Annotated in this window: 19 protein-coding genes and 5 tRNA genes; 12 read left to right on the forward strand and 12 right to left on the reverse strand. The window is 36.7% G+C overall.

The window, feature by feature from the left end; translation table 11 throughout:
* Nucleotides 1-4: 4 nt before the first annotated feature.
* From KIK00_RS15045 to KIK00_RS15055, 3 genes are all read right to left on the reverse strand, one after another.
* Entirely contained in the window at nucleotides 5-499 is a 495-nt protein-coding gene (locus KIK00_RS15045; protein ID WP_255813186.1) for a hypothetical protein, read from the reverse strand.
* A gap of 231 nt (nucleotides 500-730) precedes the next feature.
* Nucleotides 731-2,131, reverse strand: a complete 1,401-nt coding sequence (locus tag KIK00_RS15050) for a HAMP domain-containing sensor histidine kinase (RefSeq protein WP_255813187.1) — start codon at nucleotides 2,129-2,131, stop codon at nucleotides 731-733.
* Between the two features lie 3 nt (nucleotides 2,132-2,134).
* Nucleotides 2,135-2,842 carry a response regulator transcription factor gene (locus KIK00_RS15055; RefSeq protein ID WP_255813188.1) on the reverse strand — a complete coding sequence of 236 codons (708 nt, stop codon included), beginning with the start codon at nucleotides 2,840-2,842 and terminating at the stop codon, nucleotides 2,135-2,137.
* Nucleotides 2,843-3,048: 206 nt separating this feature from the next.
* Here KIK00_RS15055 and KIK00_RS15060 point away from each other — a divergent pair, with 206 nt between their 5' ends.
* The 6 genes from KIK00_RS15060 (at nucleotide 3,049) to KIK00_RS15085 (ending at nucleotide 12,394) form a co-directional block, all read left to right on the forward strand.
* Entirely contained in the window at nucleotides 3,049-3,618 is a 570-nt protein-coding gene (locus KIK00_RS15060; RefSeq protein ID WP_255813189.1) for a helix-turn-helix domain-containing protein, read from the forward strand.
* A 539-nt stretch (nucleotides 3,619-4,157) separates the two neighbouring features.
* Entirely contained in the window at nucleotides 4,158-6,983 is a 2,826-nt protein-coding gene (locus tag KIK00_RS15065) for a TonB-dependent receptor (RefSeq protein WP_255813190.1), read from the forward strand.
* Nucleotides 6,984-6,992: 9 nt separating this feature from the next.
* Nucleotides 6,993-8,291: a DUF5690 family protein gene (locus tag KIK00_RS15070; RefSeq protein WP_255813191.1), complete on the forward strand. Its 1,299-nt coding sequence runs from the start codon at nucleotides 6,993-6,995 to the stop codon at nucleotides 8,289-8,291.
* Between the two features lie 11 nt (nucleotides 8,292-8,302).
* Nucleotides 8,303-9,457: a TIGR03364 family FAD-dependent oxidoreductase gene (locus KIK00_RS15075; RefSeq protein WP_255813192.1), complete on the forward strand. Its 1,155-nt coding sequence runs from the start codon at nucleotides 8,303-8,305 to the stop codon at nucleotides 9,455-9,457.
* 7 nt (nucleotides 9,458-9,464) lie between these two features.
* On the forward strand, nucleotides 9,465-10,133 hold the full coding sequence (locus tag KIK00_RS15080) for an HAD-IA family hydrolase (RefSeq protein ID WP_255813193.1): 669 nt from the start codon (nucleotides 9,465-9,467) through the stop codon (nucleotides 10,131-10,133).
* A gap of 407 nt (nucleotides 10,134-10,540) precedes the next feature.
* Nucleotides 10,541-12,394 carry an alkaline phosphatase family protein gene (locus KIK00_RS15085; protein WP_255813194.1) on the forward strand — a complete coding sequence of 618 codons (1,854 nt, stop codon included), beginning with the start codon at nucleotides 10,541-10,543 and terminating at the stop codon, nucleotides 12,392-12,394.
* Nucleotides 12,395-12,468: 74 nt separating this feature from the next.
* On the opposite strand, the gene KIK00_RS15090 is transcribed toward KIK00_RS15085, so the two are convergent.
* Genes KIK00_RS15090 through KIK00_RS15100 form a run of 3 tightly spaced genes read right to left on the reverse strand, consistent with a single transcriptional unit; the run spans nucleotide 12,469 to nucleotide 14,791 of the window.
* Nucleotides 12,469-12,951 carry a GNAT family N-acetyltransferase gene (locus tag KIK00_RS15090; protein ID WP_255813196.1) on the reverse strand — a complete coding sequence of 161 codons (483 nt, stop codon included), beginning with the start codon at nucleotides 12,949-12,951 and terminating at the stop codon, nucleotides 12,469-12,471.
* Nucleotides 12,952-12,965: 14 nt separating this feature from the next.
* A complete protein-coding gene (locus KIK00_RS15095; protein ID WP_255813197.1) occupies nucleotides 12,966-14,381 on the reverse strand; it encodes a PLP-dependent aminotransferase family protein in 1,416 nt (471 codons plus the stop codon).
* A gap of 41 nt (nucleotides 14,382-14,422) precedes the next feature.
* Nucleotides 14,423-14,791: a hypothetical protein gene (locus tag KIK00_RS15100; protein WP_255813198.1), complete on the reverse strand. Its 369-nt coding sequence runs from the start codon at nucleotides 14,789-14,791 to the stop codon at nucleotides 14,423-14,425.
* A 331-nt stretch (nucleotides 14,792-15,122) separates the two neighbouring features.
* On the opposite strand from KIK00_RS15100, the gene KIK00_RS15105 reads away from it, so the two are divergent.
* Nucleotides 15,123-15,467, forward strand: coding sequence for a helix-turn-helix domain-containing protein (locus KIK00_RS15105; RefSeq protein WP_255813200.1), 345 nt, complete (start codon nucleotides 15,123-15,125; stop codon nucleotides 15,465-15,467).
* 130 nt (nucleotides 15,468-15,597) lie between these two features.
* Nucleotides 15,598-15,756 carry a hypothetical protein gene (locus KIK00_RS15110; protein ID WP_255813201.1) on the forward strand — a complete coding sequence of 53 codons (159 nt, stop codon included), beginning with the start codon at nucleotides 15,598-15,600 and terminating at the stop codon, nucleotides 15,754-15,756.
* 47 nt (nucleotides 15,757-15,803) lie between these two features.
* Here the strand turns inward: KIK00_RS15110 and KIK00_RS15115 are convergent.
* The 5 genes from KIK00_RS15115 to KIK00_RS15135 form a co-directional block, all read right to left on the reverse strand.
* Nucleotides 15,804-15,887, reverse strand: a tRNA-Leu gene (locus tag KIK00_RS15115).
* 75 nt (nucleotides 15,888-15,962) lie between these two features.
* Nucleotides 15,963-16,044 (reverse strand) — tRNA-Leu (locus KIK00_RS15120).
* 120 nt (nucleotides 16,045-16,164) lie between these two features.
* Nucleotides 16,165-16,248, reverse strand: a tRNA-Leu gene (locus KIK00_RS15125).
* Between the two features lie 6 nt (nucleotides 16,249-16,254).
* Nucleotides 16,255-16,330: transfer RNA gene (locus KIK00_RS15130), tRNA-Gly, on the reverse strand.
* A 4-nt stretch (nucleotides 16,331-16,334) separates the two neighbouring features.
* Nucleotides 16,335-16,416 (reverse strand) — tRNA-Leu (locus tag KIK00_RS15135).
* A gap of 179 nt (nucleotides 16,417-16,595) precedes the next feature.
* On the opposite strand from KIK00_RS15135, the gene KIK00_RS15140 reads away from it, so the two are divergent.
* From KIK00_RS15140 to KIK00_RS15155, 4 genes are read left to right on the forward strand one after another with little or no spacing between them, the layout of a single operon-like run.
* Nucleotides 16,596-16,973 carry a DUF3127 domain-containing protein gene (locus tag KIK00_RS15140; protein WP_255813202.1) on the forward strand — a complete coding sequence of 126 codons (378 nt, stop codon included), beginning with the start codon at nucleotides 16,596-16,598 and terminating at the stop codon, nucleotides 16,971-16,973.
* A gap of 60 nt (nucleotides 16,974-17,033) precedes the next feature.
* Entirely contained in the window at nucleotides 17,034-17,687 is a 654-nt protein-coding gene (gene aat, locus KIK00_RS15145; RefSeq protein ID WP_255813203.1) for a leucyl/phenylalanyl-tRNA--protein transferase, read from the forward strand.
* Nucleotides 17,674-18,552, forward strand: a complete 879-nt coding sequence (locus KIK00_RS15150; protein ID WP_255813204.1) for a DMT family transporter — start codon at nucleotides 17,674-17,676, stop codon at nucleotides 18,550-18,552. The genes aat and KIK00_RS15150 overlap by 14 nt, the downstream gene beginning before the upstream one ends.
* 47 nt (nucleotides 18,553-18,599) lie before the next feature.
* Nucleotides 18,600-19,466 (forward strand): hypothetical protein, encoded by an 867-nt coding sequence (locus KIK00_RS15155; protein ID WP_255813205.1) that lies wholly within the window; start codon nucleotides 18,600-18,602, stop codon nucleotides 19,464-19,466.
* A 45-nt stretch (nucleotides 19,467-19,511) separates the two neighbouring features.
* Here the strand turns inward: KIK00_RS15155 and KIK00_RS15160 are convergent, their stop codons facing one another.
* Nucleotides 19,512-20,894, reverse strand: coding sequence for a tetratricopeptide repeat protein (locus tag KIK00_RS15160; protein ID WP_255813206.1), 1,383 nt, complete (start codon nucleotides 20,892-20,894; stop codon nucleotides 19,512-19,514).
* Between the last annotated feature and the right edge of the window lie 112 nt (nucleotides 20,895-21,006).

A 21,006-nucleotide genomic window follows, 5' to 3' on the forward strand; every position in this document is an offset into this window, starting at 1 on the left:
ATTTTTAGACCTCTACAAAGATCTCTGCCAATCTTCCTCTTTCCGGAAGTCTTTCTCTTACTTCAACGGCAATTTCATGGGATTGCAGCTCTTTGCATTTTTTGATATAAGGAATCAGATCAAACTTACCCTTTCCTTTGCTTTTGATGGAAGGAGAATAATAAGCCTCCTCAATATTTTCCGCCTTTACATACTGGTTGAATGTTCTCTGGAAACTTCCTGTAAAAACATCACAAATGATTTTATTTACCAAATGGGGATATTTATTACTGATAATTCCATAGGCATCACAGAACTCTTCCGGTCTTATTTTATTAAAAACCGATGTTTTGGTAGTGAATAAAAGGTCTCTGATAGAATCTCCGGAGTCATATCCGGAAGTCAGAAGGATATTATATTGGTTCTGATCTTCTGATGCATCTTTCTCCTTAAGTACTTTCTTCAATATATTCAATGACTCAAGAGAGTAATCTGTCGCAATTAAAATTGTTTTAGCCATGTTCTTTATTATTTTGTATTGTGTTTATCTTTTTTGATGATACAAAACTAGAACGACCATATTAGAGGATCTTTGGAACGGAATTAAAATGTGATTAAAGAGATTAAAATGAGATTAGAAAATTGTTAAAGGGAGTTAATATAACAAAAAAGCGAAATCGTAAATAACGAAACTGCTCATGAATATTGCTTGTTACCGGATTGTTTTTCAGACTGAATAAAAGGGATCTGACTATTCTACTTTCTGCATACTATAAAAATTCGGAAAACGCATCTGTACCGTTGTCCCCTGATTTTCATGCGAACTTACGATCAGTTCACCGTGATGCATTCTTACGATATTTCTTGCCAGCGGAAGCCCAATTCCATAGCCTTCATAGTTGTTTGTATTGGAGGCTCTGAAGAATGGATCGTAGATTTTATTCATTTCTACTTCAGGAATTCCGATACCGTTATCTTTTACAATGATATAAACGTCTGTATTGGTGGCTCCCAAAGAAACTTTAACCTGCTGAAAGTTAGAGTATTTACAGCCGTTACTGATGATATTAGCCACAGCAAGATGTAATAGCTGTTCGTTCCCCTGTACTTTTAGTTTTTTCGGATTATCAGGAAGCATGCTGATATCAAGATAGATATTATTTCGGGAATCAATTCTTCTCAGTGTTTCAATAACATCCCAGAGAAGCTGGTCAATTCTTACCTTGTCCATTTTCTGGATCTTTCCATCGAATCCGGTTTGGGCAATCATGAGCAGAGCTTTGATTTTTTTATCCAGCTTTTCGGCTTCATCCAGAATGATACCAAGGGTTTCTTTGTATTCATCGGCTGTTCTGCTGATGGAAAGCGCAACATCGGCTTCTCCCATAATGGATGTAAGAGGAGTTCTCAATTCGTGGGAAACATTTCCGATCAGGTGATTCTGGGTTTCAAAAGAAGTTTCAATACGATTGAGCATATCATTGAATGTATCTACCAACTCATTCAGTTCTTTATTATCAGGCTGAGACTCCAGTCTTAGGTGAAGATTTTCAGAACTGATTTCCTTTACTTTTCCTGTAATTTTTAAGATAGGTCTGAATAAGGTTTTAGACAGATAAAAAGAAAATATCATACTGAAGAACAAAGAAAGTACAATACAGGTAAGCAGCGTCCTTTTTAAAAAGCCCAGATAATAAATGACATAGTGGTTTTTGGCAGAAGCAATGGCGATATAATCTTTATCGTCATATCTGAAGCTTTGTCCTATATAATAGAATTCTTCATCATTATAATTAGACTCTCCTTCTCTAATGATATTTTTAAAGAAATAATCGGGGATATGAACTTCCTGAGATATTTTTTTGAAATTGGAATCGGCAGGAACGGCAAAAACATAATCTTTTTCCATCGGAAGTTCCTCATCATTCAGGCTGTTGAGAATATAATTTTCCGGAAGGTCGAGATGATCTTTGCTTTTTTCGATCTGAACAATGGTTGCCGTTCTGATCTTCAGCAGTTCATAAAATCTTTGATGTGAGAAATTAACAATAGAAAAATAGACCAAACCACTGAACAGCAGGATGATGGCGGTAAAAACCAACATCAAAAGCACCATCGTTTTGGTCTGATTTGTAATGACTTTATTAAACATTCATTATGTTTTTTTCAACACATACCCCATTCCTATCACGGTATGAATCAATTTATTATCGTCCTGGTTATCCAGTTTTTTTCTTAAATAGTTGACATACACATCCACCACATTGGTTCCCAGCTCATAGTTTACACCCCAGACCGCATCCAGAATTTCAGCTCTTGAAATTACTTTTTCCGGGTTATTCAGGAAATACAGGAGTAGTTTATATTCTGTGGAAGTAAGAGAAATATCTTCTCCGGCACGAGTCACTTTCTTGCTATAATCATTCACCATCAGATCCGAAAACTGAAATACATGTTCATTATCCGGCTCCGGTTCAGCAATTTCCTGTGGCCCGTTGTTATTGCTTCTTCTTAGCAGAGACTTCACACGGGCCACCAGTTCAATAAATTTAAAAGGTTTCACCAGATAATCATCACCACCGCTTTCCAGCCCAAGAACGATATTCTCAGAAGTTCCCAAAGCAGTCAGAAATAAAATCGGAACACTTTGATTGGTTTTTCTTATTTCTTTACATACGTCCAGACCATTCATTTCCGGAAGCATAATGTCTAAAATTACCAGATCAAAATCGTTAGCCTGCACCAGCTGCACTCCTGTACGCCCGTCGAAAGCAACAGAAATTTCATACCCATTTTCCTGAAGTCCCTTTTTAATAAAAGATACCACACTGGTTTCGTCTTCGATAAGAATGATTTTTTTCATAAATGAAATAAGGAGTTTCACAAAAATAGGGAAATTTTATTGGGATGGGCAAAAAGGGAAAGAAAGCAGAAGACAAATTCAGCATACCTTTTCAATAATAATTTTCAATGAATTGATTCCTTCTCTTATCCAAACTCTATAGAATAATATTACCTTTGCTTTTAGTAGAATGACGAAAAAATAATTCAGGTTAAATTTCACACAGTATGAACGACTTTTTAATAGGTATCGGCAAGAGATTAAAGGATATTAGAAAAAAGAATAATTTAACCATCAATGAACTGGCTTTCAAAGCGAATGTGAGTAACGGTCTTGTTTCCAGAATTGAAAACGGTAGAACCATTCCTTCACTTCCTGTTCTGTTGGATCTGATTCAGTCTCTTGAGATTGATGCCAGTTATTTTTTTGAAGGGGTTGAGAAAAAATCCAATGCCAAATTCATCTATGTTCCGAAGGAGAACCAGCAAATTATCGAAAAGGAAGTAGAAGCCGAGGGATTCAAATACATGCATATCTTCAGCAAGAGTCTTCATTCTTTAGGATTTGAAGCCGTTTTGTTAACTCTCGAACCGAATTCTAAAAGAGAAAAGGTCATTACAGATGCCTGGGAATTTAAATATATTCTGAAAGGAGAAGTAAAATATGTAATTGATAATGAAGAAATTATTTTAAAAGAAGGTGATTCTCTTTATTTCAACGGTAAGTTTCCTCACGTTCCGGTAAGCATCAGCGATGAAAGCTGTGTGATGCTTGTTCTTTATTTTTATACTGCTTAAATACTTTTTCAGCGCAAAGTCTTTACTATTAAATCTTATATTTTTAAGGGAGCAAAGAATGGAATCAATTTCATTGATTCTTTCTAAGCGTATGCATAATAATCACGCTTCATCAACGCCAACATCGTAACCTTTGCACACTTATAATTTGGCGTTATAATTATTAAACTTTGCGTTTAAATCATATTACAATTTTTACATCATTCTTCAATTTTTAATTTTCCAGCACATACAAAAGTTTACAAATATGCAACTTTTATTTTTCTGTTTTCTTCCAAGATGAACGAAATATTAACCAAAACTGGGTTGTTCTAGGAAGATTTCTATTCTTTTTATTTACAGTAAATATTTGCGAAAAGTATTGAAATAGTGAATTTAAACCTTATTTCAAACTATTTTCAAATGTTGTCACTCATGAGTTTAAAAGTAAAATAAGCGTAACAAATAAGACTTATTTGTTAAACAATACTTAACACAAAATATTTATATATATTAAAATTATTAGCGTGATTTGCATAAAAAATTTAATATATGTAAAAATGAAAACAAAATTAGAGAAATTACTTACCCTTGTTTTTGTCTGTTTCATGGTCTTTGTTTCAGCGCAAAAACAGTTAATTATAGGAACTGTTCTTGACGACAGCCAGCCTCTCCCCGGGGCAACAGTCAAAATAAAAGGCTTATCTAAAAATACAACGACTGATATTGAAGGAAAGTTTACCATCAATGATATCAAAGAAGGTCAATACACATTACAAATCAGCTATATTGGCTATGAATCTACAGATATTACTGTTGATCTGAAACCGGAACAAACGGTTAACTTGGGAATCATTAAGCTTTCCCAGCCCCGAAAAAACATTGATGAAGTAATAGTGACCGGAACGTTGAAAAATACGGAAGCAAGAGCTTTAAATCTTCAGAAAAATGCCATCAACATTACCAATGTCATTGCTTCTGACGGAATTGGAAAACTTCCGGACAGAAATGCCGCAGAGACAGTACAGCGTGTACAGGGTGTTTCCATCGAAAGAGACCAGGGAGAAGGAAGATTTGTTTCCCTGAGAGGACTTCCGCCATTCTGGGCATCAACAACCATTAATGGTAACAGGCTTCCCACTGCAGAGGAAGAAACAACTTCCAGAGCAACAGCATTCGATTTCTTTCCTACAGAACTGATCTCATATATACATGTAAACAAGTCATTTACCCCAGATATCGAAGCTGACGGAATAGGCGGTGGTGTCAATTTTATCACCAAAACTCCGCCTATGAAAACAGAATTCAAAGCAACTATCGGAAGCGGGTATAATGCTAAAGCTGATAAAGGAGTTTATAACCTGGGATTTTTATATGGAGGAAGAACGAAGGATAAAAAATTCGGGTATTTATTCAACTTTGCGCATTTCATAAGGAACTGGTCTACAGATAACTTTGAGGCAAGAAGAAGTGGTGACGAAGGGGTTTTCAGACTGGAACTTCGTGATTATAACGGAGTAAGAAAAACAACGGGAATCAATACTGCTTTTGAATATGTACTCTCGCCAAAAACAACCTTCTATTTAAAAGGAATGTATGGCACCTTATCGGATGATGAAACCCACTATAAACACAGAATCCGCTTTGATAAATTCAGCAGTGCCAACAATACAGCAAGAGTGGAACTTCAGAATATCCATAATTTACTGATTACAGAACTTACTTCTGTTTCTTTGGGCGCAGTTCATCAATTAAATAAAGGAAAAATCGACTGGGATTTATCTTACTACGACAACAAATTCAAGTATGGAAATATCCCTGATAAACAGAACAATTCTTATTATGTCATCAAGTACACTCAATCTGGTGTCGGCATCAATCCTGATTATATTTCAAATCATGGAAATGGTCCTAGAGCTTACTGGAAAGCTGATGGAGGGAAATTAGATTATAAAAATCCGGATGCTTTATTTGGTTTCTACAGTGACCCTAATTTTAAGATGGATGCTTCACAGATGAGATTTACCGATCTTGAATTTTATAAGGTTTTTGTAGAGGAGAAGGATAAAATCGTAGCAGCTTTCAACCATGAGATCAATGCTTCTGATAAGCTGACCTTAAAATATGGTTTTAAATACCGTGATAAGGAGCGTAATGCAAAATTCTCCGATATTTTCTACAACTGGAGCAACGGAACAGCACCACTTCTGTCTGATTTTTCCCAATATATCACGACCCAACCCAATGGACCGAAATATTTAAGTGAAATGAATGCCCACATCGGCAATACTTTTGGTCCGGTACTTTCTACCACAGGAATGAATCAGTTCTGGTATCAGAATCAGGGAAATTTAAAGATCAATACTGCAGATTCCGAAGCATTGGAATATAATAAAGCATTAGGAAGAAACTTTGATGTGTTTGAAAAACATGCGGATGCCTATGGTATGGCAACCTACAAACTGAATGATAAGATCACCATTTTAGGGGGAATCAGATTATCCAATACCAATACCAAAGTGAAGGGTTATAGCGTAAATGATAACGTCCTGACACCAGTAGAAAACACAAAAAACTACCTGGCCGTCCTTCCTATGATTCATTTGAAATATACATTAAACGATAAAACCAACCTTCGTTTTGCTGCCACAAGAACTTTCTCAAGACCAAATTTTGGAGATCTGACTCCCGGAGGAACTTATATTGAAGCAGACAACGAGTTTAAAGGCGGAAACCCAAATCTTAATCCTACGTATTCTTTGAATTTTGATTTGATGGGAGAATATTATTTCTCAAATGTAGGGATTCTGAGTGGCGGCGTTTTCTATAAATCTATTACAGATCCTATTTTCCAGGACTCATTTATCGGAAATTATAATGGAATCAACGGAGTTCAGTTTACAGCACCTAATAATGGAAAAGCAGCATGGTTAGGAGGTATTGAACTTGGAATTAACAAAAGATTTGATTTCCTTCCAGGATTTTTACAGTACTTCGGAGTGCAATTGAATGCTACATTCATGACTTCAGAAATGGAAAAGCCAAGCGGAAGAACGGTAGCACTGCCCTATCAGGCAAAAGAATTATACAACGCACAGCTTTTCTTTGAGAAAAAGGGATTCAATGCAAGGCTGGCTTACAACTACAAAGGAAAATATGCTGTAGAATATGCTGAAGAGGATATCAATGATTCTTATTATGGTAAATACAGCAATCTTGACTTCGGAGGTTCTTACCAGTTTACAAAATACCTGACCTTGTATGCAGATGTGAACAATATTCTGAACAAACCTCTGATCTATCACTTCGGTAAAAACGAAGACCGTCCTGAACAGGTAGAATATTATGGAGTACGATTTAATCTCGGAATAAAACTAAACTTCTAAACCATTACCATGGCCAGAACCATTAATAAAAAAACACTAGTAACACTGAGGGCTGCTTTTGCCGCTTTCGGTGTTTACTTCTGCATGTACGGTTTCAGAAAACCTTTTACTGTAGCTTCTTTCGAAGGACTTTCCTATTTTGGGGTAGATTATAAGATCCTGATTATTATTGCTCAGGCTGTAGGTTATTTTATCTCAAAATTCATCGGAATCAAATTTATTTCGGAACTGAAGCCTCAGAAAAGACTCTCCTATCTGTTTGTTTTCATTGCTATTGCCGAGCTTGCATTGCTAGGATTCGCAGCTGTTCCCGCTCCTTACAATATTCTATTTATGTTTATCAATGGTATTCCATTGGGAATGATCTGGGGAATTGTTTTCTCTTATATCGAAGGACGCAAAACCACAGAAATCATCGGACTTTTTTTATGTTCAAGCTTTGTGGTTTCTTCAGGATTTACAAAATCTGTAGGAAAATTTTTAATGGATAATTTCTCCATTTCAGAATTCTGGATGCCGTTTTCAGCCGGACTTGTTTTCATTATCCCTCTGATTTTTTCCGGGCTACTTCTCGAAAGGATTCCCAAGCCTTCAGAAGAAGATATTTTGCTTAAAAACAAGAGACAACCGTTGAATGGTTCGGAAAGAAAAGCTCTGATCCAGCAGTTTTTTGTTCCCATCCTGTGTATTATCTTTTTATATATCAGCTTAACGGTTTTAAGGGATTTCAGAGATAATTTCAATCGTGAAATCTGGGATGGACTGAATTTTACTTTTGACAGTTCCATTTTCACTTTAACGGAAATTCCTATTGCTGTAATGGTTCTTGTGGTTTTAAGCTTTATGGTAAAAGTCAAAAACAATAAAAAAGCATTTGCCTATTATCATTATATTCTTTTTGTGGGTATTCTTACGGTAGGCCTTTCTACTTATCTGTTTCAGCAGGGTTCTCTGTCTCCTTTTTTATGGATGACCATTTCTGGCTTCGGAATGTATATCTGCTATATTCCTTTTAACGGAATTTATTTTGACCGGATGATCGCGGCCTTTGAAATCAAAGGAAATGTAGGCTTTCTGATCTATATTGTAGATTCCTTCGGATATCTGGGAAGTGTGCTGATCCTGCTGTATAAAAACTTTGGTTCGGCACAGACTTCATGGTTACATTTTTATATCAACTTAAATTATATCATCACCGTTGCGGTTTTTGTTCTTTCGGTGATTACTTTTCTGGCTTTCAGGAACAAATCAAAGCCAAAATCAAACTCTAATCAATTCATCAATTTCGATACGTCGAAAATTTTATAAATTATAGTACAATGACAACAAAATTTGATTTAATCGTTGTAGGAGGTGGAATTTTAGGAACATTCCATGCTTATCATGCGCTGAAGAAAAATCTTAAGGTAGCTTTACTGGAAAGAAATTCTGTTCCTCAAGGAGCTACAGTAAGGAATTTCGGGCAGGTAGTGCCTTCCGGAATGGATCTTAAATGGCAAAATTTCGGAAGAGAAAGCCTTGCAATATATAATGAACTTCACACTCAGGCAGACCTTACCATCAGACAAAATGGTTCCATATATATTGCTTCAAATGATGAAGAGCTTCAACTGATTGAAGAGCTTTATGAAATCAACAGAAATAATGATTATGAATCTGTTTTATTATCCAAAAACGACTGCATCAAGAAATATGACGGCCTTCGTTCAGATTATTGTAAAGGAGGTCTCTTTTTTCCGCAGGAACTTTCTGTAGATTCTGCAGATATGATTGTAAAGCTTCATAAGTTGCTTCAGGAAAAAATGGGCTTGCAGATTTTCTATAATACAACAGTTCTTGAAACCTATGAAGATGATCAGAAATGTACAACTGTAACAGCAGATGGAACGAAGTTTAATGCTTCAAAAATCATCATCTGCGGCGGACATGAGTTTAAGACTTTATACCCTAAAGTATTCAATGACAGTGATCTGGAAGTCAGCAAACTGCAGATGCTTCAAACCAAGCCCCAGGGAATCTATTCGCTTCAGGGGAATATTCTTACAGGGCTTTCTGTGAGAAGATATGAATCATTCAGCGAATGCCCTTCTTTTCAGATAATCAAGGCTTTAGAAGATCCCAACTCGTTTGAAAAGAAATACGGAGTTCATATTTTGTTCAAGCAGGCTCTTGACGGATCTGTAATTATAGGAGATTCTCATGAGTATGCTGATGCTAAAAATGCTGATGATCTTGGATATGATCTTAATATGGAGATTGATGAATTTATGATTCTGGAGGCTAAAAAAATCATTGATCTTCCTACGTATGAAATTCAGAGAAGATGGTTCGGAATTTATTCCCAATGCAAAACCAAAGATGTTTTTGAGCACAGCCCATCTGCCAACATTCACATTATAACAGGTATCGGAGGGAAAGGAATGACGGGAAGCGGTGGCTTTTCCAAATTTAATATTGAAAAAATTTACGCATAAAATTCAAATGAAAAATATAGAATTATTAGTTCTGGATATGGCCGGAACAACAATTGATGAAGATAATGTAGTCTACAAAACACTTACCAATGCTGTAAATGATTACGGCTATGTGGTAAGTCTGGAAAAAGTATTATCCAGCTGTGCCGGAATGGAAAAACTAGAAGCCATTACAAGTCTTTTAAAAGAAATCAATGGGAATGAAGAAGATGCTCCTGCTATTTTTGAGAATTTCTCTGATCAGCTTAAAGAATCCTATAAAAATCTTGAGGTAAAACCCATCAACGGAACGGAAGATTTCCTGCTCAGCATGAAGTCTCAGAACAAAAAGATCGTTTTAAATACCGGATATACTTCTGAAATCGCTCATCAGCTTTTGAATAAACTTAACTGGAAGGAAAGTATTCACTTTGATGCTTTAATTACTGCTGATGACGTGTCAGAAAGCCGCCCAAGCCCAGAAATGATTCATCTTGCCATGAAGAAATTCAATATCACTGAAGCCAATAGGGTTTTAAAGGCGGGTGATTCTGTTATTGATATTGAAGAGGGTAAAAATGCAGGTTGCGGACTTACAGTAGCTGTACTTTCGGGAGCTCAAAACAGAAAAGAACTGGAAAAAGCAGCACCTGATTATATTCTTAATACTATTTCTGAGGCTGAAGATCTTCTTTAAATACCTCTTTTTCAAACTATTTTTTAGTACTTCTTGACACAAACGTTTTCATAGTAATCCATTGGAAATGTTTGTGTTTTTTACCACCCCGTCAAATCTCTGATTTGACACCCCTCCGGAGGAGGAGAATATCATACGATTGGTTGAAGATTTATCAAAATCGGAGATTTTCTAAGCCTATTATGAACTTTATATTCGTAAAGTCTGTAGCTTAAATCAAACAAGACTCCAACATCTTTTGTGACTTTTGTGGTTAAACATTTCATCCTTCTTTTTCAGAACTTTTTAATTATCAATTAATTAATTTTCAGTTCACATATGTTTACAAATAGTAAACTAATTTTACAATAGTTAAAAATAAATTACTATTTGTAAACTTTTTTATTTTCAAAAAACTCTTTTTCCCTATGAAAACAAAACTATTCTCAATGGCTGTTGTAATGAGTTGCTTTCTTGGAGCTCAGACAAAAAAAGTGCTTTTTATCGGAATTGACGGATGTCGTGCAGACGTAATGATGTCTACGCCTACTCCAAACATCCAAACCCTTATCAGTCAGTCAATTTATTCTGTTGACGGGCTTTGCGCTGCCACTACCTGGAGTGGAAACGGATGGAGCACCATGCTTACCGGTGTATGGCACACTAAACACAATGTTCAGGACAATAATTTCACCAGTCCGAATTATGTTAATTACCCCGATTTCATAACAAGAGCGGAAACTTACAATCCGAATTTGAGAACCATTTCTCTAGCCCACTGGGCACCAATCAATGATAAAATCGTACAGAATGCAGATGTTAAGACCAATCTGGCAACAGATCTTGCTGTAAAAAATGCAGCCATAAACGCGTTACAGAATGACAATCCAGATATTCTCTTTGTAGATTTTGATGATGTAGACCATGCGGGACATTCTTATGGATTTTCATCAACAGTTCCACAATACGTATCTTCTATTAAAACAACGGATACTTATATAGGAGAAATTGTGGCTGCCATGAAAAACAGACCCTCTTATAACAATGAAGACTGGCTGGTAGTATTGACTACAGACCACGGGGCCATAGACAGTTCGCATGGAGGCGGAAATCTTTCTGAAAGAAATATCTTTACTGTGTATTCCAATCCTGGATTTACTCCACATCAGATCAGCAAAACGGTGCTGGAATCCAATAAGACATTTAATCAGTTGAATTTTCCTGCCGGAACTTATGCAAAACCAGCGAACCAGACTCCATTTAATTTTGGAGCCAATCAAGATTTTACCATTGAATTTTGGGTAAAACCTAATGCCTCTTATTCCAGTGACCCGGTAATGATCAGTAATAAAAATTGGGCTAATGGGAAAAATAAGGGATTTGTTTTCTCAGGATATTCCGGGCAGACTTTCAAAATGAATATTGGTGACGGAACCAACAGAATAGATCTTGTGGGTGGAAAAGTAGAGACCAATAAGTGGAAACATATTGCTGCCAGCTTCGACAGGGATGGCCTTGTAACTCTATATGAAGATGGCGTTCCGGTAACTTTTGCTAAAATGAGCACCATCGGAAATATTGATTCCGGACTTCCTTTAACCTTAAATCAGGATGGAACAAATACTTATGGAATCAATCTTGCAGCTTCCTATAAAGATGTGAGAGTCTGGAAATCTGCTCTTCCTAACGATGTCATTGTGAATTGGGCTAATCAGGATATTACGTCTTCACACCCTTATTATTCTCAATTATTAGCCAATTGGAAATGTAATGGAACTTCAGGAAATACGTTGACGGATTCAAGTCCAAGTACTAATAATATGGCTGTAACAGGTTCTCCGAGTTATAATGCCAATACAGTTACCAATTTTAAAGTTTATGACTACACCTCGACAACAAGGGAAACAGACCACTTTCCTACTGTACTGAACTGGCTTTGTATTCCGGTACAGGCTTCATGGGGAATAGATGGAGTTAACAGAATTCCTGTATGTTCAAAAGAAATATTGGCAGCAAAAGAGATGAAGGTAACCGCTGATTATTTTAAAATATATCCAAATCCAGTGTCAACATTCATCGGTATTCAGTATTCATCTGAAGATAAAGAAATTAAAGCAGAAATCATCGACAGTAAAGGAGTGCTTGTTTCAACTTCACAACTACAGTCTTCAAGAGGATATTATGATGAAAAAATCAATCTCGGAAATCTTCCTGCTGGAGTGTACTTTATTAAAATTAACGGAAGCAAAAAGTCACTGACTAAGGCTTTCATCAAGAAATAAAACAGTAAAGCAATTAGATTTAAATTTTGATATTAGAACAAGGATATTCCTATCCGAGTTCTAATATTTTTTTGTTACACACTCAGATTCAGCTCCATCTGCACATCTACACGGTCATATCCTGCATCCACAATAGGTACATGCTTAAAACCCAGCTTTTCATAAAGTTTTATTGCAGGAACCAGCACAGAATTTGTTTCCAGAACTATCTTTTCAGCATTCAGGTTTTTTGCCAGCTCCACTAATGATGTTCCCAATAAATATCCTATTTTTTTGCCCTGAGCTTTAGGACTTACCGCCATCTTTGACAGCTCAAAAGTAAAAGGCTCATCTTTCGCTTTCACCAATGCACAGGTTCCTACGGCTTCATTATTTAATAGCGCAAAAACAATATGTCCCCCTTTATTTAAAATATGTTCTTCCGGGTTATCCAGCAGCTTATAATCACTGGCTTCCATCACAAAAAACGTTTTGATCCACTCTTCATTTAAAGCTTTGAAAGCTTCTTTATACTGAGGTTCATAGGCTACAATTTTTACTTCATTACTGATATTCATCACTATAGGGTTTATTAAATTCTGTTTTTTATCATTTTTCCCAGCATCTCCAGGTCACTTTCTACTCTGTCTGTCCATTCTAATGCATAATTCAGACGCATACAGTTCTGATACTGGTTATATTGTGAAAACATTCTTCCCGGGGCAAAGTTTACTTTCTGGCTTACTGCGATATCATAAAGATCTTCTGTGCAGATTCTCTTATCCAGTTCCAGCCAGAGCATAAAACCTCCTTTGGGTTCTGATATTTTTGTATTATCCGGAAAATAATCAATCACCGATTTCTGAATCTGAAGATAATTGGCGTAGAGCTTTTTCCTGAACATTCGAAGATGGTGATCATAACGTCCGTGGGCAAGGAAATCCGCAATCACATCTGAAAACAAAGAAGGCCCGCTTACCGTCTGAACCAACTTTTGGCGAATGATTTTTTCTTTAAATTTTCCGGGCGCAACCCATCCTACTCTAAAGCCCGGAGCCAATGTTTTAGAAACCGAGCCTACCCACATCACAATTCCTGCTTCATCATAAAATTTACACGGTTTCGGCCTTCCTGCCCCGAAATAAATGTTTCCATAAACGTCATCTTCCACTAAAGGAACATTATGTTCGGTAAGCATTTTCACCAGTTCTTTTTTGTTCTCATCAGGCATTTGAAATCCCAGTGGATTATTATAGTTCACCACAAAGCAACACGCTGATAGCTTAGGAAGCACTTTTTTTAAAGCATCCAAGTCCACTCCCGTAATGGGATGGGTTGGAATTTCTACAGCCTTCAGCCCTAATAACTGAATCGCCTGAAGAATTCCGAAATATACAGGACTTTCCACCGCCACTGAATCTCCTGGCTGAGTTACAGCCATTAAGCAATTATAAACGGCATTCATTGCTCCGGAAGTAATGACCAGATCATCTTCTGTAATTTTCCCTTCCATTACCATTGACCATTTGGCAATTTCCCGACGCAAAACTTCGCTTCCCTGTACGGGTTCGTAATTGGTTCCGCTGTCGCTTTTCCTCTTCATTACATCAATCATACATTTCTTCATCTTTGCCACCGGAAGAAGACTTTTCCCCGGAATCCCAAGAGCAAACTGTGTAACATCTGTACCTCCGATACTCCCGAATACTTTGTCAATCAAATCCTGTGGCGTATTTTTTCCTTCTGAAACCTTCATCTGAGCCACGGAGGGCAGCGCCAGTTTTCGCTGAGAGGTCTGGCTTACATAATATCCGTATTTAGGACGTGATTCTACCAGAGAACGGCTTTCCAGTTCCATATAGGCCTGTTTTATAGTATTCAGACTAACGTTGTATAACTTCTGGGCACTTCTCAATGAAGGCAGTCTGTCTCCAAACTGCAGGGTTTCACTTTTGATCTGCTCCGTAACAGAGTTGGCTATTTTAAGGTACAGAACGTCTTTCGGCATTGCATTACGGTTTTAAGTAAATGTACAATTTTATCATGGTTTTATTCAAGATTCAGCCAGCTGATCATTCTTCTTATACTGCTTTTCAATTGTCCTGAATTCCTGAAGTTAGGGGCATTATTTTTTTTAAAACATCTTTCAGCACGGGAAAAAAAAGTTCTCTTTTCTGCTTCTGGCATTCTGTATTTATCATATATTTTAAAAGAGATTTCATTCTTTTCATTCACAATAAGACTGGCAAATGCAATGGTCTCATTTCTCTTTTTCGCCAATATAAAAGGAAGTCCGAAATTCGGGTCTACTTTCTTTACTCCTTTCATTTGGAGGAAAATCTCTTTCAGTTCCGGCATGTCCGAAATATAAGCTTCGGTGTACTGAATCTGCTCCTGACGTTGAACTATCGTTTCCATAAATACTCTTTCTTACTTAACAAAATTATGGAGTCTTTAAGTCCGGATACAGATACAGAACTACACAATATTATGGGTACAGAGTATATTGTATTGTCTGAAATCTGTAATGCGAAAAGAAACGGTTCCATAACCAGACCAAAAATTGATATAATACGGAACTCATTTTTTGCCCGTTTATATTCTTAAAACAGATTGTAGAATCGCTATTTCATCCTTTAAAATATTGTGATATCAAATGTCTGCATACCGTTCGTTTGGACAAAATTGCAAATTTTTTTATCAATCATTTATCTCACATTCTCTATATTTGCAAAAAATTTTAGACAAAATGAGCTTCTTTGGAAGTAATATTAAGAAGATACGACAGGTTAAAGGACTGAGCCAAAAGGCTTTTGCAGATTTGTTTGATTTAAACAGAGGAGTAATAAGCTCTTATGAAGAAGGACGTGCAGAACCAAAAATCGAAACAATACTGAAAGTAGCGAATCATTTTAACCTTAATCTTGATAAATTTCTGACAGAAACCCTACAGGCAAGCCAATTGGGAAGTGTTTCAGGCACTGATCAGCTTATGCTTTTTCCGGAATTCACCAATCAGAATGAGAAGAAAACGCAAGTAACAACGGAAAATTCCGACCTGCCAATATTGCAAAAAAATATTAGCATCCGTTGATTTAATCTATGAATTTACTACAGAAAAACATCTATTACCGCAATATCAATACGGAGATATTGTATTTCTGAATAAATCCGATCTGAATACAGACCCTATTAATAAATTACTGGTTTATACAAATGAAACGTTGAAATATATAACTGAAAATCAATCAACAAACGAAAGCATTAAAGAATATTATAAGATTGTAGGATATGTTTCCACAGCAGACAAGAATATCTTCACCTGTATTTTTGAAAGGCTGGAAAGACTGGAAAAGAAAACTGGAAACAATCATATGTTATAAAGGTAATAAACAAAAATCCCTCCGTAATCAGATTACAGAGGGACTTGTACCCCAGACGGGACTTGAACCCGTACGTCCTTGCGGACACAGGATTTTAAGTCCTGCGTGTCTACCAGTTCCACCACCAGGGCATGGTGTGGGCAAAAAAAAAGATCCGAACCGAGGTTCCAACCTTTTGAATGACTCTTAAGAGCCTTTTCGCATAGTGCGGATGAAGGGACTCGAACCCCCACGCCTCACGGCACCAGATCCTAAGTCTGGCGTGGCTACCAATTACACCACATCCGCTGATTTACCGATCTGTTTTTACAAATTCGGGCTATATTTCTTACAAATATAAGATTTTTATTTAAAGAACGCTCTCTATTAAAACAAAAAACCCTCCGTAAGATATTACAGAGGGTCTTGTACCCCAGACGGGACTTGAACCCGTACGTCCTTGCGGACACAGGATTTTAAGTCCTGCGTGTCTACCAGTTCCACCACCAGGGCATGGTGTGGAGCGAAAAACGGGATTCGAACCCGCGACCCCAACCTTGGCAAGGTTGTGCTCTACCAGCTGAGCTATTTTCGCATAGTGCGGATGAAGGGACTCGAACCCCCACGCCTCACGGCACCAGATCCTAAGTCTGGCGTGGCTACCAATTACACCACATCCGCTGGTTTTTTTATATTGTAAGTTTTAAAGAGCTTGCTTCGTTTTTGTGAGTGCAAATATAGGGCAATTTCCTTTACTACCAAACTTTTCAAGAAAAAAAATTAAAATTTCTACATTTTTTTTTCACGGCACCTTTTATTACATTTCATTTTCTTACTTTTACATCGTTAATATATACGATATGGAATTACAAGGAACGGTAAAGAAACTTTTTGATGCTCAAACATTTGCGAGCGGGTTTCAAAAAAGAGAAATGGTTATTTTAACTCAAGAACAGTATCCACAGCCGATAAACATAGAATTTTTATCTGATAAAATCAGTTTATTAGATAACCTTAAAGAAGGAGAAAACGTAAAGGTAGGAATCAACATCAGAGGTAGAGAATGGGTTTCTCCTCAAGGTGAAACTAAATACTTCAACTCTATTACAGGGTGGAGAGTAGAGAAGGTTTCTGAGAATGCTTCAGAACCAACTCAGGCAATGTCTCAGCAATCTGCAGCTCCAGTTTCAAACGAAAATCCGTTTGCAGGAGACGATGATGATGATTTACCTTTTTAATTAAAGAATACAAGATCAAATATAAATCCTGCTTTTTGAAGTGGGATTTTTTTTCTAAGCATGGTTCGATTAGACGAAAACGAGATTTCATTTCCTGACCCTGAACTGTATGATGGTCATGAAGGAGTGGTTGCTTTTGGTGGTGATTTGTCTGTAGAGCGTATCTGGTTTGCTTATCAACTTGGTATCTTCCCTTGGTACAATCCCGGAGAAGAAATCTTATGGTGGTGTCCGGATCCAAGGTTTGTACTGCTACCTGAAGAAATAAAGGTTTCAAAATCAATGAGAAAAATATTAAACAGGAATGTTTTTACTTTTTCGGAAAACAAAAATTTCAGGGAAGTAATCAGGAACTGTCAAAACGCGAACCGAAAAGGCCAGTCCGGGACATGGCTTTCTGATGAGCTGATGCATTCTTTTATCCAGCTTCATGAATATGGCCTTGCCAAAAGTATTGAAGTGTGGCAGGATGAAGAGCTTGTGGGTGGTTTTTACGGATTACAGATTGGCAGCGTATTTTGTGGAGAAAGTATGTTTGCTAAAGTGAGCAATGCTTCCAAGGCAGGATTTATCCATTTTGTAGAGAGCAACAAAAACAACATTGAATTAATTGATTGTCAATCTCATACAGAGCATCTTGAAAGCCTGGGTGCTAAAATGATTTCTAAAAAAGAATTTCTAAAAATCTTACACGAAAATAATGAACGCGGATAAAGAAAAATGGGTTCTTCTGATTATCCTGAGTATTATCTGGGGATCATCCTTTATTTTGATTAAAAAATCTCTCGAGCATTTTAATCCTTTTCAGGTAGGTTCTTTAAGAGTTCTTATTGCCGGGATTATTTTGCTTCCAATTGCCATTTCAAATTATAAGCTTTTCCCCAAAAAACATCTGAAGTGGTTAATTTTGGCTGCTTTTACAGGAAATTTTATTCCGATGTTCCTTTTTCCGATCGCAGAAACTGAAGTCAGCAGCAGTATTGCGGGAATCATCAACTCTATGATGCCTATTTTTGTGATTATTGTAGGAGGATTGGTATGGAAGTTCGAGACGACAAAAAAACAAATTATAGGAACATTAATAAGCTTCACAGGAGTCTGCATTCTTGCATTTGGCGGCGGTGATGGCGGGGAACTGAAAATGATCCCAATCCTGCTGTTATTATTAGCTACTTTATGTTATGCCCTGAGTACAACGACTGTCAAATCAAAGCTTATGGAGGTTTCTTCCACTGTTTTATCAGCTTTTGTGTTCTCATTTGTTTTGTTATTTCCTTCTATTATTGCATTGACAGGCACCGGATTCTTTTCGGAATTCAGTTTTTCGAAAGATAATCTGCTGGGCCTTATGTTTGTGAGTCTTTTATCGGTTTTCGGAACCGGACTGGCGATGATGATGAATTATCGCTTGCTGAAAGTTTCCACCCCTCTTTTTGCATCTACAGTTACTTTAGTAATGCCTATTGTTGCTATTATATGGGGAATTTTAGATGGTGAAAAACTGACTTATTTACAATTTATAGGAGCAGGAATCATTATTGCCGGGCTACTATTTTTAAGAACAAATTCAAAAAAGTAAAATCATATTATAATTTAAATTATATTTGACCGATTTAACTTATAACTATGAAAAAAATTCTACTTTGTGGCTCAATAGCCTTATTAACACTTTCGTGTTCTTCATCTGATGATACTCCTTTTGACAACAGCGACCCTTCCAATCAAAGTGTAATTCTTCCTACAAGGATGACTATGGATGGTATTGTAATGAAAATCAATTACAACGGAACTAAAATCATCAGCATGATGAACAACATTAATCATGGGCAAAGAATTGAATTCACTTATACTGATGATTATGTTACCGGTATTAAACATTACGAAAATAACGTTCTTGAAAGCGCAGTTGAATACAGCTATTCCAACGGGCGTATGGCAACAGCGGTTACGAAGGAATATTCTACTACCGGGACAGTACAGAACACGGTTACATTCACCTACACTTATACAAGCACTACAGAAATTAGTGTAAAAAGACAAACGAATTCGGGAGCTGCCGGTTCTTCTACCATTAACAGTGTATTCACATACAGCAATGGAAATATGGTAAGCAATGTAGGCTCAGGCACCGGAACCATAAATGGAAATACCGTTAATTATACAGAAACGGAGACCTACACTTACACAGATAAAAACTATCCTTTTAAAAATGTAAAGGGCTTTGATAAAATTATATTCAATGGAAATGAAAGCAGCGATGGAGTAAGCATGTTATTTTCGAATATAAAGAACAGCTTAAGCACTTATAAAGGAGTATTCACTAATACTACAGCCGGAGGGGGAACCGGAAGCGGAACGACTTCTCATAAATATACCACCACATTTAATACCGCAGGTTATCCGTCTGTAGAAGACAGACAGCTACTTGATATTAATGGAAACCCTCTTACAAGTGCTCCTGACAAATTCATTTATGAATACAACTATCAATAAAAAAAACCTGCATTTCTGCAGGTTTTCTATTATTTTTAGATTAGTCTAGTTCTTTTTCCTCACTTTAGTAGCCTTAACTTTTTTCACTTCATCTTTAATAAAAGGATATTTTTTCTGCATATCCTTAACTAAAGACGGATCAAGGTCTAATGCTTTCTGAAGTGATTCTGTTCCTTTATCCTGATCTTTCAGATTGAAAAAACAATTACTCAACTGATAAAACAGCTCAGCTCTGTGATGCTTTTTTATGGCACTATTCAAAACAGTTACCGCATCTTCGTACTCTCCTACCAACATCAAAACTTCTGAGTAGGCATACCAGTTGTAGAACCTTGTAGGTTCCGCATCCACCAGCTTTTTAAGACAGGAAAGGCTTTCTTCAAACTTTCCTGAATCGATGAATAAAAACGCTAATCTTTTTTGATAATCAAGATTGTTTTCATTCAGCTGGGTAGCTTCTTTAGCATAATGCAAAGCTTCAGACATTCCGCCCATTTCTTCATAAAGGTAAGACTGCTCCATCATTGCAAGATAAAACTGAGGGTCTTCTCTCAATGATTTCTGGAATGCGTTTAAAGCTAGAATAGGCTGTTTTAGCGCCTTATTGCACAATCCGATCTTATAAAAAGTAAATGCTTTTGTGTATTCCAGCTCCAGCATTTCTTCATAAGTGTCGATAGCTTTCTGGTATTGTCCCATCGCCTCATAACAAGCTGATTTATTGGCATACACTCCTACGGAGTTTGAATTGATTGCCAACAAATAATCGTAGCCTCTTATGGCTTCATCATAATTTTTCCTGTTGAAATAGAATTGTCCGTATTCAAACCAAGCGGTTTCAGAATAAGGGAATTCATCTAAATATTCATTAAGAAAGGCTATAGCCTCCTCGCTCTTATTCAGGTCACTGAAACACACCATACAGTTTTCCAGCGAATATTCATCCGTTGGATCTTCTTTCAGTGCTTTTCTGTAATGTTTAAGTGCGTTAAAAGGATCTCCGAGATTCACATATTCATCCGCAATAAAGTTGTGGAGAAAGTTTTCTTCTTCCTCTAATGTCAAAGCTTTTTTACAAATTTCAATGGATTTTCTGGGATTTCCTAAGCTCGAATAATATTTGGCGTAACAAACCAAAAAGTCAGTGTTCTCCATAGAAGCACCTTTTAACTCGTTGATAAGTTCCTTCGCCATATTATACTCTTCCCACTCCAGAAGGATCTCAAGTCTTTTGATCTTAATATCCAACGAATTGGGATGAAGCTTTAGACCATAATTAACCGCCATATCAGCGTAATTAAAATCACCAAGCTCCAAATAATAAACAATAATGTCTTCTAACTCTTCTGTATCAAAGTAGAATTCGTCATTGTTTTCCATCATTTCCTCGAACTTTTTTACAAGTTCATTTCCAAAATACTCTTCCAATAGTGTCCTCTTTGTCGGCCTGATGTCTGAATTTGCTTACAAACCTCGGCAAACGGTTAGTTAATAATACATCTGAAACTGATATTCAAATATTTATGCAAAGTTGCAACTT

This window comes from Chryseobacterium sp. MA9, from assembly GCF_024399315.1.
Classification (GTDB): Bacteria; Bacteroidota; Bacteroidia; order Flavobacteriales; family Weeksellaceae; genus Chryseobacterium.

What these genes read in the sequence shown, in the direction of transcription:
- KIK00_RS15045 (WP_255813186.1), bottom strand. Translation starts at nt 499, where the DNA reads ATGGCTAAAACAATTTTAATTGCGACAGATTACTCTCTTGAGTCATTG.
- KIK00_RS15050 (WP_255813187.1), bottom strand. Translation starts at nt 2,131, where the DNA reads ATGTTTAATAAAGTCATTACAAATCAGACCAAAACGATGGTGCTTTTG.
- KIK00_RS15055 (WP_255813188.1), bottom strand. Translation starts at nt 2,842, where the DNA reads ATGAAAAAAATCATTCTTATCGAAGACGAAACCAGTGTGGTATCTTTT.
- KIK00_RS15060 (WP_255813189.1), top strand. Translation starts at nt 3,049, where the DNA reads ATGAACGACTTTTTAATAGGTATCGGCAAGAGATTAAAGGATATTAGA.
- KIK00_RS15065 (WP_255813190.1), top strand. Translation starts at nt 4,158, where the DNA reads ATGAAAACAAAATTAGAGAAATTACTTACCCTTGTTTTTGTCTGTTTC.
- KIK00_RS15070 (WP_255813191.1), top strand. Translation starts at nt 6,993, where the DNA reads ATGGCCAGAACCATTAATAAAAAAACACTAGTAACACTGAGGGCTGCT.
- KIK00_RS15075 (WP_255813192.1), top strand. Translation starts at nt 8,303, where the DNA reads ATGACAACAAAATTTGATTTAATCGTTGTAGGAGGTGGAATTTTAGGA.
- KIK00_RS15080 (WP_255813193.1), top strand. Translation starts at nt 9,465, where the DNA reads ATGAAAAATATAGAATTATTAGTTCTGGATATGGCCGGAACAACAATT.
- KIK00_RS15085 (WP_255813194.1), top strand. Translation starts at nt 10,541, where the DNA reads ATGAAAACAAAACTATTCTCAATGGCTGTTGTAATGAGTTGCTTTCTT.
- KIK00_RS15090 (WP_255813196.1), bottom strand. Translation starts at nt 12,951, where the DNA reads ATGAATATCAGTAATGAAGTAAAAATTGTAGCCTATGAACCTCAGTAT.
- KIK00_RS15095 (WP_255813197.1), bottom strand. Translation starts at nt 14,381, where the DNA reads ATGCCGAAAGACGTTCTGTACCTTAAAATAGCCAACTCTGTTACGGAG.
- KIK00_RS15100 (WP_255813198.1), bottom strand. Translation starts at nt 14,791, where the DNA reads ATGGAAACGATAGTTCAACGTCAGGAGCAGATTCAGTACACCGAAGCT.
- KIK00_RS15105 (WP_255813200.1), top strand. Translation starts at nt 15,123, where the DNA reads ATGAGCTTCTTTGGAAGTAATATTAAGAAGATACGACAGGTTAAAGGA.
- KIK00_RS15140 (WP_255813202.1), top strand. Translation starts at nt 16,596, where the DNA reads ATGGAATTACAAGGAACGGTAAAGAAACTTTTTGATGCTCAAACATTT.
- aat (WP_255813203.1), top strand. Translation starts at nt 17,034, where the DNA reads ATGGTTCGATTAGACGAAAACGAGATTTCATTTCCTGACCCTGAACTG.
- KIK00_RS15150 (WP_255813204.1), top strand. Translation starts at nt 17,674, where the DNA reads ATGAACGCGGATAAAGAAAAATGGGTTCTTCTGATTATCCTGAGTATT.
- KIK00_RS15155 (WP_255813205.1), top strand. Translation starts at nt 18,600, where the DNA reads ATGAAAAAAATTCTACTTTGTGGCTCAATAGCCTTATTAACACTTTCG.